Source organism: Streptococcus sp. HMSC034E03, from assembly GCF_001811505.1.
Taxonomy (GTDB): Bacteria; Bacillota; Bacilli; order Lactobacillales; family Streptococcaceae; genus Streptococcus.
Window position 1 is genome coordinate 1 of the sequence record NZ_KV804933.1, and the last position, 2,283, is coordinate 2,283.

Sequence of the window (2,283 nt, forward strand, 5' to 3'; positions counted from 1 at the left end):
TTTTTGGGGCACATTATCAAGGAAATAGCGTGCCTCTCGCTCAGCTTCTTCTACGTCTCCGCCGAACCACGCAAAATGGTAGAACCCGATAGGATTGGATTGCTCCACTTGAGCAGACAAGCAAGGGTTTAGATAATTTGTACTTTCAGAAACTTTGATAATAGTGTTCTGTGTACCCATGTCAGCCAAAATACCTGTAATATCGTATCCATTGTGGCTAGATACATCGATGAATAAGTCGTTTTTCTTCATTGTTCTCTCCTAGTCTTCGCTTGGTTCTTGATAGTCAAGAGCACGTTTGCTATCAGAGATCCCTGCAGTTGTTGGGTCATTTACAACGCCAATCAATACAAGAATGTAAACGAATGTGTTCACACCATCCTGAATATTCTTAGGGATTTCTAATCCAAATTGCTGAGCCATAAGGAAGATAGCTCCTAAAAGGGCAATGAGTGTTGTTTTGTTTTGCAAGCGCAATTTCCAGTTAATCATTTTGAGTTTCTCCTTTTATTGTTGTTTATTTTGAATCAAGCTTTTAAGCTCTCTTACATCCTCACCAAGCGATTTCACTTGCTCAGCTAGTACTAAGATAGCCTTATTTTGTTCATCGTGGTTATCGAGCCGTTTGTTGGCTGATGTCTTAAATTCGTTCAGATTTTCGATATCTTTCTCTAAAATCGTAAGACGATTCTCCTGCTTGGTTGCTTTATCTTTCATTGAAAAATAAAGACCAATCACAGGAATGAGGGTGATAAAGATCTGTACGAGAAATCGTTCATAACCTGGCATACAACCTCCTTCTAATCAATGCGTGGCATGACTACGGTCAACACACCTTGTTGTAGCATTTCAGCAAGTGACTGTTCTTTCCATGTGTAGCCCTCTGTTGGCTGCATTTGGAACTTAAAGATAGTCTTAGTTCCACTCGGCCATTTTGGATTGGTATCAAACGGATAAGGCATAGCCACAATATCGCCATTGTTGTATCTAGTGTCCTTGACTAGAGGTTTAATAAATGCAGCAACCTTGCCATAAGCATGAGTAGCCATACCGCCATTTTGAGATACTGCCAAGGCAATCAAGACCTCAGTGATAGCTGAAACCGTGTCAAGATTTTCCTTGTTTGCATTAGCAGCTTGCTCAGCTTTATCCGTTGCCTCTTTGTTCTTTTGTAGCTCTTGAGCTACTTTGCTGAATTTTTCGTTTTCTGCTCTGTTCGGGAAATTTTCCTCATAGAGCGACTCAAGAGCAAGCTCAAAGAGCTCTGTATTTGATAAGCTGATTTTATCAGCTGGTAGCAAGATAGGTACGATAGCACCGTCTGAATTGACTAACGTGACCTTTGTAGCCGATGCTGTTCCACTTGCGTCAAATTCTTGGGACTTTGTCCCATATTCTAATTTCATGCTTTCTTCTCCTTTTAAATTTTGAATGAAACGTTGTCTAGGTTTAACCATTTTTCGTCAACGTTCCCCTTCACGACTACGTTACCGCTCGGATAGATACCTAAAACAGCAGGGCCATAGTCATTGTTTAAAGCGGTTTTGAATAGTGTTGTAGATGGTCTGAAATTTTCAGGTAAAGTAAAGATAATTGACTCACGAGTAGTCTTTCCTCCTTTACAAGTCCCTCTTAAATAAACAATACCGTCAAAGCTTTTTGAAAATTGGACATTTCCATAATCTCTATGATGGCTCCACCCATTTTGTAAATTGGCATTTTGCCAGTTAGTTGAAGCGAGCATCCTTGAAACATCATCTTTGGTAGCAAGATACTTCCAAGGTTTCCATGTTCCATTTACTTTCGCACGGATTGCCCCTATTTCACCTCCAAAATCATAGGCTACTTGTACTACCCAGTTGTCATTGTGTTTGAATACTTGCACATGTTTCCAACCATTGCCCCCTTGAGGAGAGTTTGATAGATTATAACCCATGAATATGCCAGCATTTGTCCTACTGTTCCAATCCCCTCCAGCATTTAAGGAGTTCCCGTTATTCTGTGTCAACTGAAATTGCTGGATAGGCTGGTCATTAGCGTATATATCGCCTTTGACATCAAGAGCGCCACGCTCTCTGATTTTGTTGACACCAACTCCTGAACGGTCGTAAGACAAGACTACGCTCTCTGTTGCCACGTTGACCATGAACTCAGTACGAGTGAATTTGTCCTCAATAATACCGATAACCACCCAGGATTGATTAGCTAGATAATTGCCAGCTAGATTGGCCTGCGAATTGACTAGGTTTGAGATACTTGTCCAGGATCCAGTGGCTGGTCCAG

Annotated in this window: 5 protein-coding genes; all 5 read right to left on the reverse strand. The window is 41.1% G+C overall.

What is annotated here, in order from left to right; all coding sequences use genetic code 11:
- On the reverse strand, window positions 1–252 hold a 252-nt coding region (locus HMPREF2805_RS00335; RefSeq protein WP_261676106.1), incomplete at its 3' end, for a GH25 family lysozyme.
- A gap of 9 nt (window positions 253–261) precedes the next feature.
- A complete protein-coding gene (locus tag HMPREF2805_RS00340) occupies window positions 262–492 on the reverse strand; it encodes a phage holin (protein ID WP_075230971.1) in 231 nt (76 codons plus the stop codon).
- Between the two features lie 15 nt (window positions 493–507).
- Window positions 508–789: a DUF7365 family protein gene (locus HMPREF2805_RS00345; RefSeq protein ID WP_036756718.1), complete on the reverse strand. Its 282-nt coding sequence runs from the start codon at window positions 787–789 to the stop codon at window positions 508–510.
- Between the two features lie 11 nt (window positions 790–800).
- Window positions 801–1,406 (reverse strand): DUF1366 domain-containing protein, encoded by a 606-nt coding sequence (locus tag HMPREF2805_RS00350; protein ID WP_075230972.1) that lies wholly within the window; start codon window positions 1,404–1,406, stop codon window positions 801–803.
- Window positions 1,407–1,420: 14 nt separating this feature from the next.
- On the reverse strand, window positions 1,421–2,283 hold an 863-nt coding region (locus tag HMPREF2805_RS00355; protein WP_222563418.1), incomplete at its 5' end, for a DUF859 family phage minor structural protein.